We start from the raw sequence: 1,882 nt of genomic DNA on the forward strand, positions 1-1,882 counted from the left end.
CTCTATGGCATGCTCGAGTTCACCGATGTGCACGTCCGGATTTGCGCTTTTGATCCGGTCGATTTCGACTTGCAGCAGGCTTCGTCCTTCCTGTTGTGTCCAAATCCATTCATCGCTGCACGCTTCATAATAGAAGCCGTTCGCTTCCAACCAAGGAAGAACGTCACGTACATCCTCCGTCAGCATCGGCGTGGCATGAAAGAGTCTGCCTTCCGGATCATGGATCGTTGCACCGTTTGCACCGATCACCCATGTCCGAAGCCCTGTTTCTCTAAACAGCTCCCGAACATCGAACTCCGCTCTCCCTGTCGCGATCACTACTTCTACACCCTTTTCCTGCGCCTCTTTGATGGCGCGGACATTTTCTTCACTTATCTGACTGCTGCTGTTCAACAACGTTCCGTCTAAATCAATAGCGATCATGTCCATGGATTCAGCTTCCCTTCTTCTGTCACGATCAGCTCCACGTCATTTTCTTTCAACATCTTCTGAAAGCGGTCATTCGGGAGTTTATCCGTGACGATAATATCGACATCTTCAAGCCCTGCAAACGAAAAGAATTCCGTGATTCCGAACTTCGTATGGTCGGCGAGCACGATCACTTCCTTCGCCTGTTTCATCATGGTCCTCTTTACCATGCCGTCTTCCTCAATGCCGATTGTCAGGCCTTGATCGGATATGCCGACGACCCCGATAAATGCTTTATCGACATGGTAGCTTTGCAGACGCTCAATAACGGAGGCGCCGTACAGAAATTGGTGTTCTTTCTGCAGATGCCCGCCGAGCAGGTGGATGGAAATATTACCGACATTGGACAGAATGCTCGCCTGGTGGATCGAATTGGTGATGACGGTCAATTCCATCGGAGTCATCTGATTGGCACACGCCTGGACGGTCGTTGACGTATCGAGTATCAGTTTGTCGCCCGGCTGCATGAGAGAGACGGCTTCCCGGCCGATGCGTTCCTTCTCATAAGAAACCGTTTTCAAACGATTCGTATAATCTTGGATGGCGGCGTGGGAGGTCGGCAGGATCGCTCCGCCACGTGTCCTTACAATCGCTTTCCTGTCTTCCAGCTTAACGAGATCGCGCCTGGCCGTATCGCGGGAAATGTCGAACATCTCACACATCTGCTCGATGGATATCCTCCGCTTCTCCTTCAAGTATTGGATCACTGCAATCAGTCGTTCTTCTTGATACATCACGAAACCTCCTTCCATTTACATCCTTTTGTAAGTAATTATAAGTGTGTGTATAATTAAAATCAATGATAAATAAGTCATAGTAAGTAGTCGGAATTATCGTTCAAATGATTCATAATCGAACATTGGATGTTATAATTTCTTTTAATGTTCGGAAATAGCGTTGACTTCCTTTTTGCAAATTGATAAACTGACGATGGATATGAATTACAACAAACAATTATTTGGCGGAGGTGCCTTATGTCTTCAGTAGTAGTTGTCGGAACCCAGTGGGGGGACGAAGGAAAAGGCAAGATAACCGATTTTCTTTCACAGAATGCGGAAGTTGTCGCTCGCTATCAGGGTGGAAACAACGCAGGACATACGATTAAATTTGACGGAGTCACGTATAAACTTCATTTGATCCCATCAGGAATCTTCTTTGATGATAAAATTTGTGTGCTTGGAAACGGAATGGTCATCGATCCAAAAGCGATCCTTGAGGAATTGAAGTACCTTCATGACCGCGGCATCAGTACGGACAATCTTCGGATCAGCAACCGTGCCCACGTCATCCTTCCTTACCACTTGAAGCTGGATGCGCTTCAGGAAGAAGAGAAAGGCGTGAACAAGATCGGAACGACGAAGAAAGGGATCGGCCCTGCTTATATGGATAAAGCGGCACGTACCGGTATCCGTAT

The 1,882-nt window shown here is 47.4% G+C and carries 3 protein-coding genes; 1 reads left to right on the forward strand and 2 read right to left on the reverse strand.

Features of this window, described 5'->3' with window-relative positions; genetic code table 11:
* Window positions 1–429 (reverse strand): HAD-IIB family hydrolase (locus tag D479_RS19235; RefSeq protein WP_008640422.1); only part of this gene is annotated, 429 nt, incomplete at its 3' end.
* Window positions 420–1,202: a DeoR/GlpR family DNA-binding transcription regulator gene (locus D479_RS19240; protein WP_008640425.1), complete on the reverse strand. Its 783-nt coding sequence runs from the start codon at window positions 1,200–1,202 to the stop codon at window positions 420–422. The genes D479_RS19240 and D479_RS19235, both read right to left, overlap by 10 nt.
* A gap of 240 nt (window positions 1,203–1,442) precedes the next feature.
* Between D479_RS19240 and D479_RS19245 the strand changes: the two genes are divergently transcribed.
* Window positions 1,443–1,882: adenylosuccinate synthetase (locus D479_RS19245; protein ID WP_008640427.1), on the forward strand; the 440-nt coding region annotated here is incomplete at its 3' end.

The organism is Halobacillus sp. BAB-2008 (assembly GCF_000328325.1).
In the GTDB taxonomy this organism is placed as follows: Bacteria; Bacillota; Bacilli; order Bacillales; family Halobacillaceae; genus Halobacillus.

Excerpts from the sequence above, each read along its gene's own strand:
- D479_RS19240 (WP_008640425.1), bottom strand. The coding sequence starts at position 1,202 with ATGTATCAAGAAGAACGACTGATTGCAGTGATCCAATACTTGAAGGAG.